The 21,527-nt window shown below is 24.3% G+C and carries 17 protein-coding genes; 10 read left to right on the top strand and 7 right to left on the bottom strand.

Annotated features, from left to right (window positions below):
• The first annotated feature begins 57 nt into the window (after positions 1-57).
• Complete coding sequence (locus ACLFP3_RS00670) at positions 58-960, top strand: nucleotidyltransferase (RefSeq protein WP_412031677.1); 903 nt, start codon at positions 58-60, stop codon at positions 958-960.
• A gap of 6 nt (positions 961-966) precedes the next feature.
• On the opposite strand, the gene ACLFP3_RS00675 is transcribed toward ACLFP3_RS00670, so the two are convergent.
• The 7 genes from ACLFP3_RS00675 to serS all read right to left on the bottom strand — a co-directional run bounded on the left by ACLFP3_RS00675 (position 967) and on the right by serS (position 11,542).
• Entirely contained in the window at positions 967-2,874 is a 1,908-nt protein-coding gene (locus ACLFP3_RS00675; RefSeq protein WP_412031678.1) for a M13-type metalloendopeptidase, read from the bottom strand.
• A 10-nt stretch (positions 2,875-2,884) separates the two neighbouring features.
• Positions 2,885-4,441: an MHO_4530 family protein gene (locus tag ACLFP3_RS00680; RefSeq protein ID WP_412031679.1), complete on the bottom strand. Its 1,557-nt coding sequence runs from the start codon at positions 4,439-4,441 to the stop codon at positions 2,885-2,887.
• Between the two features lie 3 nt (positions 4,442-4,444).
• Complete coding sequence (locus ACLFP3_RS00685; RefSeq protein WP_412031680.1) at positions 4,445-6,628, bottom strand: ATP-dependent helicase; 2,184 nt, start codon at positions 6,626-6,628, stop codon at positions 4,445-4,447.
• Positions 6,629-7,181: 553 nt separating this feature from the next.
• Entirely contained in the window at positions 7,182-7,826 is a 645-nt protein-coding gene (locus tag ACLFP3_RS00690) for an RDD family protein (RefSeq protein ID WP_412031681.1), read from the bottom strand.
• Positions 7,820-8,815, bottom strand: coding sequence for a glycosyltransferase family 2 protein (locus ACLFP3_RS00695; protein WP_412031682.1), 996 nt, complete (start codon positions 8,813-8,815; stop codon positions 7,820-7,822). Before ACLFP3_RS00695 ends, ACLFP3_RS00690 begins: the two co-directional genes overlap by 7 nt.
• Positions 8,816-8,821: 6 nt before the next feature.
• Complete coding sequence (asnS, locus tag ACLFP3_RS00700; protein ID WP_412031683.1) at positions 8,822-10,168, bottom strand: asparagine--tRNA ligase; 1,347 nt, start codon at positions 10,166-10,168, stop codon at positions 8,822-8,824.
• A gap of 105 nt (positions 10,169-10,273) precedes the next feature.
• Positions 10,274-11,542, bottom strand: a complete 1,269-nt coding sequence (gene serS, locus ACLFP3_RS00705; RefSeq protein ID WP_412031684.1) for a serine--tRNA ligase — start codon at positions 11,540-11,542, stop codon at positions 10,274-10,276.
• A 133-nt stretch (positions 11,543-11,675) separates the two neighbouring features.
• Here serS and ACLFP3_RS00710 point away from each other — a divergent pair, with 133 nt between their 5' ends.
• The 9 genes from ACLFP3_RS00710 to ACLFP3_RS00750 all read left to right on the top strand — a co-directional run bounded on the left by ACLFP3_RS00710 (position 11,676) and on the right by ACLFP3_RS00750 (position 21,509).
• Positions 11,676-13,865 (top strand): AAA family ATPase, encoded by a 2,190-nt coding sequence (locus ACLFP3_RS00710; protein WP_412031685.1) that lies wholly within the window; start codon positions 11,676-11,678, stop codon positions 13,863-13,865.
• Position 13,866: 1 nt separating this feature from the next.
• Complete coding sequence (gene pth / locus ACLFP3_RS00715) at positions 13,867-14,412, top strand: aminoacyl-tRNA hydrolase (protein WP_412031686.1); 546 nt, start codon at positions 13,867-13,869, stop codon at positions 14,410-14,412.
• Positions 14,399-15,316, top strand: coding sequence for a tRNA lysidine(34) synthetase TilS (tilS, locus tag ACLFP3_RS00720; RefSeq protein ID WP_412031687.1), 918 nt, complete (start codon positions 14,399-14,401; stop codon positions 15,314-15,316). Before pth ends, tilS begins: the two co-directional genes overlap by 14 nt.
• A gap of 68 nt (positions 15,317-15,384) precedes the next feature.
• On the top strand, positions 15,385-17,547 hold the full coding sequence (ftsH, locus tag ACLFP3_RS00725; RefSeq protein WP_412031688.1) for an ATP-dependent zinc metalloprotease FtsH: 2,163 nt from the start codon (positions 15,385-15,387) through the stop codon (positions 17,545-17,547).
• A gap of 87 nt (positions 17,548-17,634) precedes the next feature.
• Complete coding sequence (locus ACLFP3_RS00730) at positions 17,635-19,428, top strand: hypothetical protein (RefSeq protein ID WP_412031689.1); 1,794 nt, start codon at positions 17,635-17,637, stop codon at positions 19,426-19,428.
• Positions 19,429-19,465: 37 nt separating this feature from the next.
• Positions 19,466-19,843, top strand: a complete 378-nt coding sequence (locus ACLFP3_RS00735) for a hypothetical protein (protein ID WP_412031690.1) — start codon at positions 19,466-19,468, stop codon at positions 19,841-19,843.
• Positions 19,844-20,110: 267 nt separating this feature from the next.
• Complete coding sequence (locus ACLFP3_RS00740; protein ID WP_412031691.1) at positions 20,111-20,656, top strand: hypothetical protein; 546 nt, start codon at positions 20,111-20,113, stop codon at positions 20,654-20,656.
• 19 nt (positions 20,657-20,675) lie between these two features.
• A complete protein-coding gene (locus tag ACLFP3_RS00745) occupies positions 20,676-21,185 on the top strand; it encodes a hypothetical protein (protein WP_412031692.1) in 510 nt (169 codons plus the stop codon).
• A gap of 87 nt (positions 21,186-21,272) precedes the next feature.
• Positions 21,273-21,509, top strand: coding sequence for a hypothetical protein (locus tag ACLFP3_RS00750; protein ID WP_412031693.1), 237 nt, complete (start codon positions 21,273-21,275; stop codon positions 21,507-21,509).
• The last annotated feature ends 18 nt before the right edge of the window (positions 21,510-21,527 follow it).

The raw sequence follows: 21,527 nt of genomic DNA on the forward strand, positions 1-21,527 counted from the left end.
AAATAAAATGAGCTTGCTAATTTTTGCGAGTTCATTTTTTGTTATAAAATAAATACTATGAAAATAGGACTTATTGCTGAATTTAATCCATTTCATAATGGACACAAATATTTAATAAAAAAAATTAAAGAAAATTTTCCTAATTCTAAATTAATTGTAGCATTGTCATGTGATTATGTGCAACGTGGCGAAATTGCTGTTGCCTCATTTGAAGATAGAAAAAAAATAGCTATGGAAAATGGTGTAGATGAAGTATATGAACTAGATTTTTATACTTCAACGCAAGCAGCCCATATTTTTGCAAAGGGGGCAATTGACTTACTTTTGAGTAAAAGAATAAATATTCTTGCATTTGGTGTTTCTGATACAAATAATGTTAATAAATATATTGATGCAGCCAATGCAATTAAAAGTAATATTGAAAAATATAATTTAAATCTTAAAAAATTTTTAAAGGAAGGAAGATCGTTTGTATATTCTTCTTTTGAATCTCTAAAAATATTAATTAAAGAAGAAGATATACCAGAAGATATTTTAGGATTTGAATATGTCAAATATATTGTAAATAATAATTTACCCATTGTCCCTTTTTGCGTTAAAAGAACAGTCTCTCATTTATCTGAAAACGTAAATGGGAAATATGCTTCAGCTACATTCTTAAGAAAGATGATAAGTGAAGGTAAAGATATTAGTGAATATTCACCTATGAAAATTATTAATTCCTTCACAAAAATTGAAAATAAATATTCATTATTTCAAAATATAGTAAGAAATACAAAACCAGAAGAATTAGAAAAAATAATGTTGATGTCAGAGGGAATGGAAAATTTATTTAAAAAAAATATCGACTTACCCACTTATGAAGAATTTGTAAATGCATGCACCTCTAGACGTTATACAAATAGTAGAATAAAAAGGGTTATTTTATATACTATTTTAGGAATAAAAAAAGTGGATTAACCACTTTTATCAAATTTTTACTCGATCCTTTTTGTTTAAAAACATTGGATCATTTTCTTTTATTTTAAATGCCTTATAGAAATCATCGGAATTTTTTATTTGAATATTAGCTCTAAGTTTAGCAGGAGCATGAACATCTACATTTAAAAGCATTTTTGCAAATTCATCTCGATATTTGTTTCTTCAAACTTTAGCAAAGTTTATATAAAACTTTTTAACATTAAAGTCCTTTTCTAATTTAGCTGCTTCTAATGCACAAGAAACTCCGCCAGCATCAGCAATATTTTCAGATACAGTTAGTTTACCATTACACTTACCAACACTAGTTTCAACTTGATCAAATAGTTTGATCATTTTTTGAGCTTTTAGATCAAAATTTTCTTTATCTTCTTTTGTTCATCAATTTGCCATATTTCCATTTTCATCAAAATTTGCACCATTATTATCAAATGCATGAGAAATTTCATGTGCTATAACTGCTCCAATACCACCGTAGTTTTCACTAGATGTTTGTTTTGGGCTATAGAATGGTACATTAAAAATTGCTGCAGGAAAAACAATATGGTTCATATTGGGATTAAAATAAGCGTTTACTAAAGCTGGTGACATTGATCATAAATTTTTATTAACGGGTTTTAAATATTGTTTAAATTCGTATTCACGTTGTAATGCAAAAAAGTGGTTAACATTTTTTAATAAATCATCAAAACCGTTATATTTTTTTACAATAAAATTTTTATAAAAAGGTCTTATTTCACTTGGATAACCAATATGAACACCAATTTTACTTAGTTTTAAAATAGCTTTTTCTCTAGTTTTTTCACCTAATCATGTGTTTCTTTCTAATCTATCTTGGTAAATTTTTATCATGTTGTGTACCATGTATTCAACATTTTTTTTACCTTCTTCACCAAAATATTTTTTTCCATAGAATAAACCAAAAGGCATATCAAAAACACTAATAGTAAAATCTATTGCTTCTTTATCTTTGGATTTTGGTTTTTTAATACCGCTTAATGCTCTACTATATGTACCAGCTATTTCTCTTGTTTTATTATCTAATAAAGAACAAGCACTCAATAATGTTTCAATGTATAATGAAGATTTATACAACTCAAAAGTTTCATTATTAAATAAATTATTTAAACCGTCTAATAATTTTGTATTTATTATATTTAAATCCATAACTTTTTGACCAACTAGTTTCTCTGTAATTTTATTCACATCTAAAACTTTAATTGATTGATTGATTTTATCAATATCAATTATGTTATAAAGTTTGGTATATTCTGCGCTTTCTTCAGCACTCAATGCGTATTCCACAAACATTTTGTCCAATGCTAATCTATCATTTACTAATTTATCAACTTTATCTTTATTTTTTATTATTTTAAATAAAAGAGTTTTTACCATATTAGAATAAACACTTAATAATTGTTCACTTTTATTTTTATCTTTATAATAATTTTTTTCAGGCAAAATTATTGGAGTATCAGACAATCCTAAAATTTGTTTACTACTATCCTTAAAATCTTTTTCAACAAAAAATATTAAAGGTAAAAAGTAGCCATTATAAGCCATATATTGATAATTGTCTTCTACATCTTTTCATGATGAAAGATTTTCTACTCAATGTAGTTTTTCCATTATTGGTTTTAGTCCATGTTCTCTTCTTGATTTTCAGTCTTTTACCAATTTGTACAATTTTATCATTTCGATAAGCATAGGTTCATCTTGAATTTCAGAATTATCATTAACTCATTTATTTAAAAGATTTGTTTTTAATTTTCTTAAATTTTCATCTATTTGATAAAAAGATCCTCAACCTACTCTATGTTCAGGAATTTTATGCTTTTTTAATCAATCACCATTAACTGCCTCATAAAAGTCTTTTTTTATTAATTCTTTTTCCATTTTTCCTCTTTTAGTTTGTATATAGAATTTTGCTATATTTATTTTTTAAAACGTTTCTATAACTAGTATAGTCTAAACCTTCAAAAATAATAGAAGCATTGTTTTGTTTTGCTATTTCAATAATTATGTTTATATAAAGCATTATTTTAAAATTATTAAGTTTGTTAGACAAAATTTTGTCAATAACAATATAAGTTAAATTAGTTTTCTTTATAAAGTTAATTAATTCATCATTTAAAATGATGACTTTTATTCCCAATTTAACATCTCTATTGTTTAAAGAGTTGAATTTTCTTTGTAAATTATATAAATTATTTGGGTTATTTATTTTAACAATTTGTGTTAATGTTGGTGAATTTAAACTTATATTTTTTATATAGTTATCATTTAATTTACTAAAGAAAAAATCACTTAAAACTAATAATGAATTTTGTAAATCATATTTAGTTGTATTTTTGTAGAATTGAAATCCCAAATCAAAAGCCACATCTGAATGAAGCATATTTTTTTCATAATATATTTGATCATTTCTTTCAATAAATGCGGGTTTTATTAATTTAAAATTTGTTGAATGACTACCATTAATTGTTTTGACTTCTTTTGTCATAATTGTTAATTTATTTTCTTCTATTAAAGTACAAAATTTTTTATATTGTTGACTAAATTTAATAAAGTCGGGATTTTCATAAATTGTTTTATCAATTGATTCAAAATTTAATTTTTTTTCAGTAGTCATTTTATATTGAATATAGTTTATTATGGTATTTAATTTTTCTAAATTTAAGTCTTCAAATATATTTTCATTTAAAATGACTGCAAAGTTGACACAACGAAAAAGTTTGTTTATATTATCTAAAATAGTTTCCTGGAATTTCTTTTTATAGTTTTCCAATTTCGCATAATCCTCTAAACATAAATATATATTATTATCATCTTGAATAACAACAATTTTTTTACACTTGTTAGTAGGAATTAATTTAGCTATTTCTTCAACAATATAATCAATGTTTTCTAAATATTTGATATCTATACTTAATAAAGTTGCATTAATTTTTAAATGTTCAAATAAATAATTTTTATTTTGTGAAATTCTTTTAAATTTATTTTTATAAAAGTAAGTAATTTCTTTTCAATCTAAAGTTGCAATTAAAGTGGTTGATTCACTATTTTCTATTAATAAATTTAATGCTAAGCGTTTTTTATATTGATTTGCTAATTTTAAACTTAAATTAAATGATAACGAATTATTATAGTTAGCTTCTAAAGCATCTTTTAAAAGAATTACGCTATCCTTACTAAAAAAATTGTTAAAATTTTCTAAATTTTGTCAACTTCCATCTGCCATAGGGCTTCTAATTAGAAACTCAGGAAAAGTTAATGAAATCATTTTTATATTATTATTTATTCTTATTCTTTTATTGGCCATATCAATTTCGAAAATTACTTGTCCTGAACTTTCAATTTTTCGCTTTATAAAAGTCAAATATAGAAAATATGAAAATAAAGAAATAACAATAAGAAAATCAAGTAAATTTAAGACAATAAGAAAAATTTTATAACTGGCCATATATTACTCTTCTTCTCATTTCTTTATAGCTTTGTGTAATTTGTCTAGTTTACGTGTTTTCTTTTCATTTTCAAATTGCACTTCAATAATGTCACCATTCATTTCTATTATTTTTCCTCTACCATAATGATTATGCATAATGATATCACCTTTAATAAGATCAATGGTTTTATTAATGTCTCTTGCCATTGAAAAATTATTTGCTATTCTAATAGAATGAGGTTGTTTAATTCCTGCTTCTTCAAGAAATCTACTTTTAATATTGCTATTGTTTTTGTTAACTGCAAAAGAAAGAAAAAGTTTTTCTTTAGCTCTAGTCATTGCAACATATGCTAATCTTCTTTCTTCTTCTAAACTTTCCTTATCTTCTTTTATTGTTTTTGCCGTTATTATATTTTCATTCATGTCTGTTTGATCCGTTCTGGGTGAAACGGCAATTGCCCTTCTTAGCGGAAAAATATTTTCACTTAACCCCGCTATAAAAACATAATCAAATTCTAATCCTTTTGCATTGTGTACATTCATAAGAGAAACATAACTAGCTGCATCATCTTCTACATCACGATCAGTAATTAATGTTATTTCTTGCAAATATTCATCAATTGTTCCATGTGGATTTTTATTTTCTCAAGATTCAATAGCGTCAACTAAACTTAAAAAGTTTTCCATTCTACTTTCATATTCTTCTTCAGAATTTTTAATTTCTTCAAAATATTTAATCCTATTAATCATTAATTCTTTTAATGTTAGAAAGATTGAATTAGTTTGTAATGCCCTTCTAGCCCATATAATCTCGTTAATTAATGAGGCAATATTTTTTAAAGTTTCATTAGAAATTTTTAATTCTTTTTGAATTTCAACAAATTTTTCTTCTAAACATTTAAATAAATCTAAATTATTTTTCTTTGCAAAAGTCAACAATTTTTCAATTGTTACATCCCCTATTTTTCTAGATGGTTTATTGATAATTCTTAATAATGATATTTCACTACCATCATGAATTACTCTTAAATATGCTAGTGCATCTTTGACTTCTTCTCTTTGATAGAATTTTATTGAACCAAAAACTTTATAAATAGTATTTTCATTAATTAATGCTTCTTCAATCGCTCTTGAGTAACTATTAATTCTATACAATATAACAATATTCTTTAATTGAACTCGATTCCTTTTAAGTTCAGAAATTTTACTTGCTATTCATCTGGCTTCAGCATCGGAATTGAAACCACAGTAAAATTCAATTTCGTCACCGTCTTTATTATTTGTAAATAATTTTTTATCAATTCTAAAATTATTATGAGCAATTAAATTATTTGCAACTTGTAATATTCTTTTAGTTGAACGATAATTTTGTTCTAATTTAATGGTTACGGTATCTGGGTAATCTTTTTCAAAATTAATAATTATGTTTATATCAGCATTTCTTCATGAATAAATAGTTTGATCAGGGTCACCAACAATAGTTAAATTATTACTCTTGGCAAGAATTTTTACAATTTTATATTGTAACATGCTTGTATCTTGAAATTCGTCAACTAGTATATATTTATACATGTTTTCTCATTTGCTTTTTATGGCACTATATTCAGGGTCATAAAAAAGTTTATAAACAAATATTAGTAGATCATCAAAATCTAGAGTATGTGCTTTATCTAAGTGGTCTTGATAGTTTTTGTAAATTTTTGCCCTTATATCGTTAGCATAAATGGGATCACTTAACAAATCACTAGGTTTTAATAAATCATTCTTTTTGCTTTGAATAAATGAAAGAATTGATCCAAAAGTATATTCACTTTGATTAATTCCTAATTCAGAATAAACAATTTTTAAAATTTCTTTTTGGTCTAATTCATCCACTATTTGAAAATCATTTGGATAATCTAAATTATGAATCTCTTTACGCAAAATTTTTGCGCACATAGAGTGAAATGTACTAATAATAGGTTGAGTAAAATTTCCTCCCAGTAATACATCAACTCTTTGTCTCATTTCATTAGCAGCTTTATTTGAAAATGTTAAAGCTAAAATAGAAAGTGGATTGACATTTTTATTTTCTATTAAATAAGCAATTTTATATGTTAAAACACGAGTTTTTCCACTTCCCGCTCCAGCTATAATTCTCAAGGGTCCATCTGTGTAAATAACGGCACTTTTTTGTTGTTCATTTAATAAATCTAAATTTATCATTTCACTCTCCTATTGATTTTAATAAATAATAAAATATGCCTATTTAAGGCATACCCTATGCCATTTAAATTATAGTCTAAAAATAGTGTCAAGAAATCAAAAAGGCAAGTAAAGTATATTTTTAACATTTTTATTAAGTTATTTAATACTTTGTTCTATCATTTCCTTTTGTTTTTTAAAAATTAATAAAGAATAAAAACAATCTATTTTTTTAATTTTTTTATTTATTTTTAACAATAAATTTGAATTCTCCATGGTAATTTTAATTTTGTAAAAATGCTTGTAATTTTTTAATAAATAATATATTTGAGTTATTAATAATGAAAATAAAATAAGGTCAACTATTAAATTGATAACTAAAATTAAATAGAAAAAAATAACTTTATTTTTTACATCTTTTAAAAAAATTTTATTCTTATATAACTGAATAATTACAATATTAGAAATAATTGTAATAAGTAAAATAATAAATAAAAATAATCATTTGAAAATAATATTAATTATGTACAAATTTTTAATGTTTTGATTTTTGTTTTTTATCTTTAATTCCTATTTAATTTTCAATTTTAATGTTTGGCAATGTTCTTTTAATTGGTTTTATTTTTATATTTACCTTTTCTTCTTGTTCAATTTCTTCGTATTTGTTTATTCAAACAGTATAAGAGGCAGAAAATTTATCATTTAAACCAATTCTATTTTCTTTTGCATTAGTAATAATTAAAAAGGCTTGTAAAAAAACAGATAATGAACTTAAAACCGTTGGAATTGTTAAAAATATTTTTTGTACTTTATTTAAATTTTTATTTATATTGGCTGCTTCAATAAAAGTTTTAGGACTTATAAAGATAATAAATGATAAGAATACAATTATTCATAAAAAACTAAATAGTCTTTGCCTATCAAAAATAACTTTTGAAAATTTATCTTTTTCATTTTTCTTAATAATTTTTATTTTGCATATTCTCATACCAATTGTTTTTCCGTTTCAAATAATAGGCAAAACAATAAAGAAAAAAATCAAATATAAAATTAACAAAAATAATCAAACATAATAGTTTGCTTCGTGAAAATATTGACCTGTTTTATAATTGAAAACAGCGAATGATGTGGCAACTAAAAATATTATAAAAAGAATAGCATCTATTATAGTGGCTAATAATCTAATTCAAAAATTTGCTTTTTTATTAATTTTTATCATATTAATTCTTTAAAAAGATAAGATCATGTACTAATGTCGTTAATATCGAATTTTCATTTAATATTAAATTTATCAAAATATAAATTAATTATTTTGTCATCTAAAGTTTTATTCATATTTTTTATAAAGTTGAGAAGATTTTTTTTCATTAATTTTATTGATCGATCTTCACTAGTATTTTTTTTGCTTTTTATTGAACCTAAATAACCTGCTAAAAAATATTCTAAATTTAATTTTTTAGCAAATAAAAGCTCATTTATAGAATCGGTTTTTAATGATTTGGCAAATGAAATTATATTATCTCAATCATTGATTAAATTTTTTGGGTTAAGTACAATTAGTTCCTCATTTCAATCTTCTATTCATGTCTCTGAGAAGTAAGCAAAAGTATTAGATAATAAAATAGATTTAAATTTTGTTTCAACTGAGTATTGCAAATTGTTGTTTTTAAATTTTAAGATAGGTTTATAGATGGATTTTAGTATTTCTGTTTTAGTAATAAAGTTAAAAGAATATGGAGAAATAAAGGCAACAGGATTTTTGTTTGAATTTAAGTTGATAACTTTATTTTCGATAAATTTATCTTTCAAACAACTGTGCTTTGTCAAACCTCTACAGTAACCAGTCATTTCAATAAAGTCTGGTGAAAATTCTTTTTCTAAAAAAGCATTTATACGTAGAGTAAATTCGCTTTTTAAATGAATGTAAGAATAGAAAATATATGAATACTCTGTTTTAATAAATTCCAATGCTTGTTTAATTACTAAATTAATGTTTTGATGGCTATTATTTATTATTATTTGAATTCTATTTTTAAAAAATTTCTTAACTTTAGCAATAGATTCATAGTCTTCTTCGCTTGGTCTATCAATTGTCAAAACTATATTAAAATTTTGATCTTTTTGTTTTATTATGTTGTGAAAAATCGCATCAATAGATTTGCTTGGTTTATAAATTGGTACAATAAAAGTTAAATATGTTTTTTTCATTTTCACCTACATTTTAATTATTCCTGCTACACGAGGAAATGGAATAACATCTCTTATATTTTGAATTCCAGTAACATACATTATCAATCTTTCAAAGCCAATTCCAAAACCACTAGATGGTGCATAGCCATATTTTCTTAAATCTAAGTATCATTGTAAGGGTTCAATAGAAATTTTTAATTCTTTCATTCTATTGATTAAATATTCATATCTCGATTCTCTTTGACTACCACCAATTAATTCACCTATGCCAGGCACTAATAAATCAAAAGCAGCAACAGTTTTATTGTCATTGTTTTGGTACATATAAAATGCTTTGATTTCTTTTGGATAATTAATAACAGCAACAGGACCATTAACAATTTTATCAGCTAAATATTTTTCATGTTCACTTGCCAAATCAATACCAAAATGAATATCTTTTTCATCAAATTGTTCTTTTACTTTATTTAATTCTTTTATTACTTCTTGATATTCCATTATTGTTAATTTCGTTTTAATAAATTTGTTTAAAACGGGAAGGAGTTTACCATCTTGTAAACTATCTAAATACTTCATTTCTGAATGGCATTTTTTAAGAGTATTACTAATAACCTTTTTTAACAAATCATCAGCTAATGAAATAATCTTTTTAAGATCATAAAAAGCAACTTCTGGCTCAATCATTCAAAATTCTGCTAAGTGGCGAGAAGTATGGGAATTTTCTGCTCTAAATGTTGGGGCAAAAGTATAAACTTTTTTAAAACCCTGAGCATAAGCTTCAGCATGCAATTGACCTGTAACACCTAAAAATGCTTTTTGTTTGAAAAAAAAGTCTTTATTTTCATCATCCACTACTAAAGTTTCTCCTGCGCCTTCACCATCATTTGAAGTAATGATAGGACTAGCCACATTAATGAAATCATGTTCTTGAAAATATTTATGAACTTCAAATAAAAGTGAATTTCTTATAATCATTATGGCTCTAAATAAATTTGTTCTATGTCTAAAATGAGGAATTTCTCTTAAAAAATCCAATGTTGTTTCTTTTTTTTGTATTGGAAAACCATCATCGGTTTTATTGATTAAGGTTATATCATTAGCCACCATTTCTAATGGTTGTTTTGCATTGGGTGTCAGAAATAAATTTCCTACTACCTTTATTGAATTTCCTAACATTAATGAATCAATTTTAAATTTTTTAATATTCTCGTTTTTGATAACAACTTGTAGATTATCAATTGTGCTTCCGTCATTTATTGTTAAAAATCTTATTTTTTCATTTCCTCTATTTGTTAGAATCCATCCTTCACAAGTATAAGTCATGTTTTCTGTAATTTTTTCTAAATTATCATGAAGATATTTTATTGTCATAAGTGTTACTCCTTTGAACTTTACTCACTAATTACTCACTAATTGATTACTAAAATTATATATTAATTTTTTCATAAAAAAATGCACATAAATTGTGCAATTTCTTTATTTAATAATTGTTTTATTATGCATATAAGGAACTAAAACTTTAGGCACAGTAATAGACCCATCGGGATTTTGATAATTTTCTAAAATAGCTGCCATAACTCTATCGATTGCTAAACCAGATCCATTGATTGTATAAGCATATTTTGTTTTTCCATCACTAGTTTTATATCTAATTTTTGCCCTTCTTGCTTGAAAGTCTTTACAAATTGAAATAGAACTAGTTTCACGATATCTTTGTTCACTTGGAATTCATAATTCAAGATCGATTGTTTTTGCTGAACTAAATCCAGTATCTCCTGTACATAAAAGCATTTCACGATAAGGAATTTCTAACATTTCAAGAATATTTTTGGCATCATTAACTGTTTTTTGTCATTCAATAAGCCCGTCTTCTTCTTTAACAATTTTTACTAATTCAACCTTATGAAATTCATGTTGTCTAATAATTCCTCTAGTATCTTTACCTCCGCTGCCAGCTTCTGAACGAAAACATTTAGTATAAGAAACATATTTAATAGGATGTTCTAACGAAAGTATTTCATCATAATGATAGTTGGTTAATGGCACTTCAGCAGTTGGAATTAATCAAAGATCATTGTTTTCAATTTTAAATAAATCTTCTTGAAACTTAGGCAATTGTCCTGTACCATAAAGCATTTTGCTATTAACTAAATGAGGAGGCATAATTTCTTTATAACCGTTTTTAATATGAGTATCTAACATAAAATTTGCTAGTGCTCTTACTAACATAGCACCATCATTCTTATATAAAACAAATCTTGTTCTAGCTAATTTAACTGCTCTAGTGAAATCAATAATATCTAATTTTGTAGCAATATCATAATGAGGTTCAACATTTTTAACAAGGCCTCTTCCTAAATTTGGGTGTACTGCAATTTCTTTATTATCTAAATCATCGCTGCCAATTGGAACATCATCATATAATAAGTTAGGAATTTTTAATAAAATTTCATCAACTTTTTTTACAATTTCATTAGCTTCATTATCTACTTTATCAATTTCTTTTTTAATTAAATTAACTTCACTAATTAGTTTATCGGTATTCTCTTTGTTTCTAATTTTGATTCCTATATTTTCACTTAGTTCATTTCTTTTGGCTTGAAGAGTTTCTAATTTATGAATTAATTTTCCTCTTTGTTCACCGTATTTTACAATTTCATCTATTTTTGTCAAATCAAAATTTCTTGTTGACAATTTTTTAATTACTTCTTTTTTATTATTTAAAATGTACCTTAAATCTAACATATTTACCTCTTAAATTTGTCTTAGTAATTATAGTATAAATTTTTAATAAAATGTTAGCATTTGAATTAAGTATGTTCTAGTTTTTATTTTATAAAACTAAGTTAATTAACTAATTTGTTAAAATTATAATAATATGTCTGAATTAATTAAAGTTAGTGGTATTTTTAAAAAAATTTTGTGAGAAAAAAATGCTTCCAATTATCGAATAACCTCTTTTAAAATAATTTCACAATACAACCAAAAATCTATTATTAAAACTAATAATTTTGGAAATATTTCAATAATTTCTGAAAATGTTAACTTTGATTTAGATAAATATTATGACATTACTATTGAACAAGTAACTAATTCAAAATATCCTAATACTTATAACCTAATTGACATAAAAGAAAGTGAATATTGAAAATTAAACTATATTGTTAAATTTTTGCAAAGTAAACATTTTCCAGGTATTGGCGAAGTCAAAGGTAGAAACATTGTTGAGAAATATGGATTTGACACATTAAATGTAATTGCGACTAGTGAAAAAATAAAGGCCAATGACTTAGGTATTTCAGAAGAATCATTTAACACTGCTAGAAAATATTTAAAAGAAAATCCTCAAGTAGTTGAAGATCAAATATTTTTTTTAAAGTTAAATTTATCGCCAAGTTTTTATGAAAAGGTTACTAAAAAATTTCTTTATCTTGCTGATTTTTTAACTAAATATGGAAATAATTTTTATGATTATTATTTTGATGAAATAGGAATTTCAGTTTCTGATTTAGATAAATTAACTAAACATTTTTTTCCTAATGGCCATGAATTTACAGAATCTATGCATTTATATCAAACATTAGAAGAATATTTTTTTAATATGGGACACACCAAAACCTCTATTAATGATTTTTATAATTATTATTTTAAAAATTATGAAAAAATAAATTCAGCTAAATTTAAAGAGGTTTTAAAAATTCTTATTCAAAGTAATAGAGTTTTACTTTTTGATAATAAATCCTTTATTACTACTTTTAAATTAAGAGAAATGGAAGAATATGTTATTACTAGACTTAAAAAAATAAATGAAACTCCTAATTTTTTAAAATTTAAAGAAGTCAATAAAACAAAATTTCATTCATTACAAAATAAAGCAATTAATTTAGCTCTTAATGAGAATTTAGTTTTGATTACGGGTAGTCCAGGAACTGGTAAAACTTTAATTACCAATGAAATTATTTGACAATTATTAAATCAATTAGATGAAGAAGAAATAGCTATTGTTACTCCAACAGGTAGAGCAACTATTAATATTAATAAGAGTTCACAAAAAAAGGCCGTTACTATTCATAGTTTTTTACAATGAAATTTAGAAGAAAATCGCTTTGAAATAAATGAAAATTGACCAATACACATTTCTTGTCTAATCATTGATGAATTTTCAATGGTTAGCTTAGATCTTATGTATGCTCTTTTAAAAGGAATTAGCAAAAAAACACTTAACAAAATAATTTTAGTGGGAGATAAAAATCAACTACCTGCTATTGGGCATGGTTATTTGATTCATGATTTTATTGAATGCAACATTTTTAAAGTAATAGAATTAACTAAAATTTACCGCCAAAGTGACAACTATGAAATTATTGAAGATGCAGTTTCTATTAATAAAAGCGAACTTCCTGCTTTTAATGGAAAAAATTCTCAATTTAGAATTACAAAAAAAGAAACTTTATCTAAAGAATTGATTAATGAAATTGAAAATTTATTGAAAAAAGGTTTTACAAAAAAAGATATTGCAATATTAAGTCCAATTTATAATTATCAAACTGGTATTGATAAACTAAATGAAGATTTAACAACCTTTTGGCATAAAAAATATCCAAAAGAGGTAGCCAAAATTGGTAAAAAAAATTATATGCTAGATGATAAAGTCCTTAACACGGTAAATGATCCTGCAAAAAAAGTTTTTAATGGTGAAATTGGTTATATTTCTCATTTTTCTTATGATAAAAATGATTCACTTAATCATGTGACGGTAGATTTTGAAGATGATGAAAAAAGTGTTACTTACACTAAATCAGATTTTTTACAAAAAACTATTCCTGCTTATTGTACAAGCGTTCACAAATATCAAGGTAGTGAATGCCCAATTGTTTTAACAGTTTTATTTAGTGAAGCAAAAAAATTATTGAGCAAAAAATTAATTTATACAGCAATTACAAGAGCAAAGAAAATGAGTATAATATTTGGTGAAGAAGAAGCTTTAATCAAAGGAATAAATAATGATGAAGATTCTAAAAGAAAAACCTGCATAAAGGAATTGTGAGAAACTATAGAAAAGAGATAAAATGAAATTAATAGTGGGACTAGGCAATCCAGGATCAGAATACGAAAAAACTCGACATAATATAGGTTTTTTAGTAGTGGATAAGATAGCAAGTGATTTAAATGTTTCTTTAACTGAAACAAAATTTAATGGAATTTTTTACAAAAGCCGCGATTTTATTATTGCTAAACCTTTAACTTATATGAATAAAAGTGGAGAATTTGTCACTGCAATTTCATCATATTACAACATTAATAAAGATGACATCATTGTAATTTATGATGATATGGATTTAGAATTTGGAAAAATTTCTATTAAACAAAAAGGATCTTCTGGAGGCCATAATGGTATGAGAGATATTATTGAAAAATTAGGAACAGAAGAAATTAAACGCCTAAAAATGGGTATAGGAAGAGATGGCAATGCTATAAATTATGTTTTAGGAAAATTTTCTATCGCTGATTTTGAATTAATCCAAAAATCAATAAAAATTGCCGCTGAAGCAATTGTTTCATTTATATATAATGACATAAGATTTGTAATGAATAAATATAATGGAAACTTATAATATTCTTGAAAAAATATTTTTGGATAATGATATTGATATTAATCAAAAAATATTGTTGGGAGTTAGCGGCGGTCCTGATTCAATGTTTTTACTTTCTTTACTTAAAAATAAAAACGTTTTTGTAGCGCATGTAAATTACAACAAACGAGAAGATAGTAAAAATGATGAAAATATCGTAAGAGATTTTTGTTTAAAGAATAATATTCCTTTTGAAATATTAAGCTTAAATAATCATAAAGAACATGCCAAAGGAAACTTTCAAGCAATAGCACGTGAGGAAAGATATTTATTTTACAAAGAAATATATGAAAAATATGATTGTTCTTTGCTTTTATTAGCTCATCATAAAGATGATTTTTTAGAAACTGCTATTATGCAAGATAACTCTAAAAGATTGTTAAGTCATTGTGGCATTCCAATAAAAAATTTAATATACAATATGAAAATTTTTCGGCCTTTTTTATATTGATTATGAAAAGATGAAATTTTAGAAAAATGTAAAAGTATAAATCTTAAATTTGCTCTTGACTATACTAATAATTTAGAAATCTATACAAGAAATAAAATAAGAAATAATTTAAAAAAAATATCTTTAAACGATAAAGAAAAATTATTTCAAAAATATTTGAACAAAGAGAAACAATTAATTATAAAAAATAAATTAGTTGTTTCACAATATAATAATTGAAAAAATTCAAAATTTGATTGTGACAAATTAATAAAAAATGAATATTTAGAAAATGTTATTTTTTTAATGATTCATGAGCATTTTGAAAACGCAAAATTAGGTAGTGGCAAGATAAAGAACATCATTGATTTTCTTTTTTCATCAAATAGAACTAGTGTTTATAAAATTGATAATAAAAACAAATTATTTAAAAAACAAAACAAATTAATTTTTTAAGCATAAATTTTTGCTTGTACGTAACCTAAAATATAGTTTATAATATATTAATTTAATAAGGAGGTAAAATGGATAACGAAAATAGAAATCCTAAAAAGAAAAAATTATCTATTGGCGGATGAATTGCAATTATAGTTTCCATTCTTGTATTAATAGGAGTGGGAATATTGCTTTATCACTTTTTATCTAGACCCAGTGAAGGTAATGTCAAAGATTTAACTTTTTTACAAAGAGTTCTTCAACAAGCGGGTCAAAGTAAAGATGATAATACTTACATAAAAGAATTTATAGATGATCCTTTTTCTAATGCATGAAGAATAACTTTGGTTTCCCCTAAAAAAATATGAGATGCATTAAATGGTATAAGCGGTTCTACTAACGAAAATATTGTTACTAATAGTTTTACTGTTTATGCAACATCAACAATGAAAAGCCAAATTTATTCAGAAATTTCTGAAACCGGTGCAGGTAATTTGATGGAAGGATTAAACAACTATTTAATAGGAAAAAATAGTAAAGGTCAAATAGTTAGTGGTGTTTATAGCTCTATTTCTGTTCCGAGAACTAGTGCATGAAGTACAATTGCTAGTTATATACCTTCTATTTTAATAATAGGTATTATGTTATTATCATTAGTATTTTTCTTTAGACAATATCGTAATCAAGGCGGTTTATTAAATAATAAATCTGTTGCTCAAAGAATTTATACCGACAAAAAATTTTCTGATATTGCAGGAAATGAGGAAGTAAAGGAAGAAGTTTGAGAATTAGTGGATTATTTAAAAAATCCTAAAAAATACTCTAGTGCTGGAGCAAGAATACCAAAAGGAATTTTGTTAGGTGGACCTCCAGGAACTGGTAAAACTTTAATTGCTAAAGCAACAGCTGGGGAAGCTAATGTTCCTTTTTACTTTATTTCTGCTTCTAATTTTGTAGAAATGTTTGTTGGGCTAGGAGCTAAAAGAGTTCGTGACATGTTTGAAGAAGCTCGACAAAATGCACCAGCTATTATCTTTATAGATGAACTTGATGCAGTTGGACGTTCTAGAGGAGCTGGTATTGGTGGTGGCAATGATGAAAGAGAGCAAACACTTAATCAATTATTAGTTGAAATGGACGGTATTAAAGAAAATAGTGGTATTTTAATAATGGCTGCAACTAATAGAACGGATGTATTAGACCCCGCTTTATTAAGACCTGGTCGTTTTGATAGAACTATTACTGTTTCATTACCAGATATTAAAGAACGTGAAGCAATTTTAAAATTGCATGCTAAAGGAAAAAGAATTTCTAGCGATATTAGTTTTGCTCAATTAGCAAGAAGAACACCTGGTTTTTCAGGGGCTCAATTAGAAAATGTGATTAATGAAGCTTCCTTACTTTCAGTTAGAGAAAGATCAAATGTTATTACTTTAGCACAATTAGATGAGGCTATTGATAGAGTAATTGCTGGACCTGCTAAAAAATCAAGAACAATTTCTGAAAAAGAAAATATTGCTGTAGCTTATCATGAAGCAGGACATGCAGTGGTAGGAATAAAATTAAAAGGTGGAAATAAAGTTCAAAAAATAACTATTATTCCTCGTGGGCATGCAGGTGGTTACAATTTAATGATGCCAGAAGAAGAGAAATACAATCACTCTAAAACAGAACTTATTGCTATGATTACTTCATTTATGGGTGGTCGTGTAGCTGAAGCAATTATATATGGCAAGGATAATGTTTCAACTGGTGCAAGTGATGATATTTCTAAAGCAACTAGAATTGCAAGAAAAATGGTAACAGAATGAGGACTTTCTGATTTGGGTCCAATTCAATATGAACAAGATAGCGATAATCCTTTCCTTGGAAGAGACTATATGAAAAACATTTCATTCTCAAATCAAATTGGACAAGAAATTGATAATGAAGTTAGAAAAATAATGTTAGCAGCAGAAAAGAACGCATACAAAATAATTTCTGAAAATCGTGAATTATTAGAATTAATAAAAGATGCTTTAATTATTAATGAAACAATTGTTGCTGAGGAAATTGAATATATAGAAAAAAATATGAAATTACCTCCTGAAATGAAAGAAACAAAAGAAAAACTTCATGAAGAATATTCTAAAGAAGATTTTGATACTTTGTTTAATGAAGTCTCTGGTAAAAAAGATCTTACTAAAGATAACTATAATGATTCAAATGATGAAAAAGACAAAAAATCAGATAAAGATAAAAACACAAATTAGTTAATAAAGAGTAGTCACTTTTGGTGACTATTTTTTAGTATAATTTTAGTGAAATAATTTTGTTAAATAAAGAGAGAATTAATATAAATGAAAAAATCTATTAAATTATGAAGCATTGTTGCTTTTTCAATTTTACCTATTGCTGCTGTTTCAATATCATGCAATTGATTTAGCAAAAAAACAAAAAAATATAATGAACAATTTAATGCAGTTAACTCAATTACCGAAGATGAAATTGCAAAATCTAAAAATATAATTGATGTAGTAAATAAAGCTGACATAAATTTGTTTTATACTACTTATGGCGTTCAAACATTTTACAATATGGTTAGACTTGCTATGTTAGCAAAAACCGAAGTTCATTTTGTTAAAAATTCAGCGTTGCCATTTCAAAACAAAATGGATGAAGAATATTTTTTAAATTTTTTAACTAATGAAAAAAAATATGAAATTTCACCAGAAAAACAAAAGCAAATTGACAATATTAAAGAACAACTTGATAAATTAAATAATCAAAAAGATCAAAGTGAAGAAATAAAAACCAAGATTAATGTTTTAACAAAACAATATAATCAATTACTTAATCCATATAGTAATAGTTCAATTATTAAAACTAGCAAATTTGGTGACATGGATGAAAGAGTTTATGACGCTTTTGAAAAAATTATAAAAAATAACTTAGATAAAAAAATTAATTTGTGAGTAAATTCAGATCACTTTTCAAATCACCCTAGTTTTTTAAATTTATTAGGATATAAGAATGTTTTTATTCATGGATTAGAAGATGCCGAGTTCATGAATAGTTATTATTTTGAAGACTATAAAAAGGAATTTTTAAAAAACTATAATAAGGATACTAAAAAAATTAATATATCACCAAACAGTTATTCTAAGACTAATCAATATATAGTTTCAACTCAATTTGAAAAAGTAGCTCTATGATGAACCGATGAAGAATATATACCCAAATGATATGAAATGGGAGCTAAAAGAGTCTATTTGTACGATAATGAAACAAGAACAAAGAATGTTATTAAAAATGCTATTTTCTCTGAAAAAAACAAAAACAATCAACGATTAACAAATTTCTGACCAAAAATTATTGGTATGGATTGAAAAACAGAGAGAGACATAGTAAACAAAGTTCAAAAAAATGGTAAACCCTCTTTATTTTTTTTAGGTGATACTAGAATTAAATTAGAAAAAGAAATGTTGGGTTACATTGTTAATACATATCAAGATAAATATAATATTTATTATAAAGGCCATCCAGGATATAATGAGAATGAATCTTGAATAAGAAATACTATAAATGAACACAAAAATATTTATTATACAGATCCTATTACTAATGAAAAAAAAGTAACAAAATTAAAAGATAATAATTCATTAACTGTATTAGAAAGCCAAATATCTTCTGAAGAATTAACTACATATCATGCTACCCAAGAAGATGGTTTAAGATTTGATAAATTTGCTTCTTCAGGCTTTTATTCTAATTCTTTGTTTGGTATAGAAAATGGTTATAATACCATTGATGATTTTATATTTACTCATTATGAGGACAATAAAAACAAAATAAATGAATGATGTATTGAAGATAAAAACTTCAACTATATAATTGATTATTGAGAAACTAAATTGATGAGAAAATTTCAAGACAATATAACAATTAAAATAAAAGAACAATCTAAAAATAAGCAAGAATTTGATATAAATGATTTTGATATAACAGTCTTAAATAAAAATTTAGATGAAGCATTAAAATTTAGAAGTTATTCTTTAATATCCTTAGATTATGATAAAGATACTAATTCATTAAAATTTAAAATTAAAGGAAAATATAATAGTATTCAAGAATTTAGTAAGAAGATTATATAAGAAATAGAATTAGTTTAATAAAGAAGAAAGTTAATTTATGTGTAAAAGAGTAAGTAAAAAAAATTGCAAATTTGTTAGAGAAAGAGCAGAAAAAATAATACAAGATGTTAGAAAAGAGCTAGTAAACAAATATAAATTTGCCCATAGAAGAGTAGGTTCCGGAAATTGAGGAACAATGGTTTATAATCTTGATAAAAAAGAATATGATTTGGATTATCAACTAGTTTTAACAAAAAAATCAAAATTATATGATAAAGAAAAGCAAAAGTTCCCAGATCCTACAATAATAAAAAATGATTTTTATGATGCTTTTAAGAAGGTGTCTTTAGAATTTGAAAAAATTGAAAATTCTACGACAGCAATAACTTTAAAAAATACAAAAGATAAAACATTTCATATTGATTTTGAATTATAAAAGATTTTAATAATGATAGAGAAATAATACGCAGAAATAATACGAAAGAAAATCCCACCACAAATAATTTTACTTGGAATACATTACCTACTCGTTCTTTAGAAGCATATAAATATTTCAAAGAATTACCCACAAGTGAAAAACGAGAAATTATAGATTTAGTAATAAGAAGAAAATGTCAAGAAAAAGTCAAAAAAGAAAACGATAATTCTAAAATTTCATCTTGCGCAGTATTTATAAAAACTATTAATGAACATAAATGTAAAAATGAACAACATTTTAGACCGAAATAGTCATAAAGATGAAATTCAAGAATTTATTGAACTTAAAGGTGAATCTAAATTAAATGAATTTGTCGAAATTTTAAAAACTAATAATGAACTATGCTCTTGAAAATATGTTTTGGATTTATATAGATATGATAAAAGATTACTGATAAATATATTTAAATATTTATCTTTTTTTGAAGAATTTCTAATTTCGCAATTAAAATTAGAAAATTATAAAAAATGTAAAATGAGTATGAAATCAATAATGGAAGAAATTATTAATAACAAAACAATTATCGAATATAATGATTTTGATAACATCTTTTTTAAAAATAATTACGAAGCACTAAACAAATTAAGAAATAATGTATGTCACAACAAAATTATTATTAATGTGACATATAAAAATCAAAATATAAATAAAATTTTAGAAATTTTTAAAAATATATTGCCACAAAATTATAGAAAAGGATTTGTATCAGATATTAATAAGTGCAAAAAAGGGCTAAACTTGCCAGATTCACTAGTAGTAAAAATAATTTAATTACAATGAATACGAAGCTTTGTCTTCTCAAATTTATGTTACTACAAATGGAAATAACCCAACAGTTTTTGCCCCATTGATATGAGAATTGCTAGATAAATTTGATGCTTTTAATTATGTAGATGAAACGAAACCAAATGCTAAAATGGAGAATTTGTCAGAATGATTATTTGAAATTGAAAGATTTGTTATTTTTTGAAAAATGATACAATTTCGCGGTCAATCAATGAGCCAATCGGCATGAAAGTTGGCTCAAAAAGTAAAAAAAGGTGAAATAAATAGCCCTATAAATTTAAGAAAATCATTAAAAGAATTACTACCAGATTTATTTAACTTAAAAACTATCGATCAAATAAATAATAACTTAAGGGAAGAATTTAAAGTTAAATTTGCTAATAAAGACCAAAAAGTATCTCCACATAAAGAAATAAAAAGACTACTTTTAATAAGAATAAATTTTTATTTACAAAACATAAAAAATGACAAACATAGTTTAATAATAAACAAAAAACAACATGGACTTAAATAAACAAGCACCTAATTTTCATTTAGATCAAACATATGAACATTATTTGGCAAAAAAAGCTAACGAATTAAGAGACGATTATTTAATAATATGATAGGGAATGGATTATTATTAAATCAATCATCAAATAGTAGCGCTGGAAATAAAAAAACCAAAGAAAAAGCAAAAACAATGCCCTCTAAAACATCGTCTTATTTAAAATTATGCAAAGGTGAAACTAACTTATTATCAGCAATAGATGTTGATAAAGATTTATTATTTGATAGAATTGCGCAAAGAAGTGACGAAATAATAAATATGCTTATGGATATGTATAAATACGAATAGATATAGTAATTATTATTA

Source organism: Metamycoplasma buccale, assembly GCF_046774455.1.
GTDB classification, from domain to species: domain Bacteria; phylum Bacillota_I; class Bacilli_A; order Mycoplasmatales; family Metamycoplasmataceae; genus Metamycoplasma; species Metamycoplasma buccale.